Annotated in this window: 1 pseudogene; it reads left to right on the top strand. The window is 71.9% G+C overall.

Annotation, left to right across the window (positions count from 1 at the left end):
* A pseudogene (locus DSP71_RS23535) lies at window positions 1-474 on the top strand (DNA repair protein RecN); the annotation flags it as partial.

The raw sequence follows: 474 nt of genomic DNA, 5'->3' as shown, positions 1-474 counted from the left end.
GAGACCGGTCCGCATGAGCTCGCGGCGGTCGAAGAGCGGCGTGCGGCTCTCGGGACCCTGATCCGTGCCCACGGCTCGCTCGATGAGGCTCTGACTCTCTGGCAGACCGGATCCGCGCGGCTGGCCGAGCTCGACGACGACGGTGACCGCATCGAAAGGCTGATCGCCGAGCGCGATGCGGCCCGGGTCGAGCTCGACGCGCACGCCGATGCACTGACTGCGGTGCGCACCGAGGCGGCTTCTCGCCTGGGCGCCGCTGTGACGGAGGAGCTCCACGCTCTCGCCATGCCGGACGCCCGCCTCGAAGTCGCGGTCTCCGAGGGCACCGAGAGCGCCCACGGCCGAGATGATGTCGCGATCCTCCTCGCGCCCCACCCCGGCGCCGAGCCGCGATCGGTCTCGAAGGGAGCCTCTGGCGGCGAGCTCTCCCGTGTGATGCTGGCCATCGAGGTCGTGATCGCCGCGACCGACCCG

This window comes from Microbacterium sp. H6 (genome assembly GCF_003314775.1).
In the GTDB taxonomy this organism is placed as follows: domain Bacteria; phylum Actinomycetota; class Actinomycetes; order Actinomycetales; family Microbacteriaceae; genus Microbacterium; species Microbacterium oxydans.
Note: the sequence above shows the minus strand (reverse complement) of the source record. Positions and strands in the feature narration are given on the sequence as shown.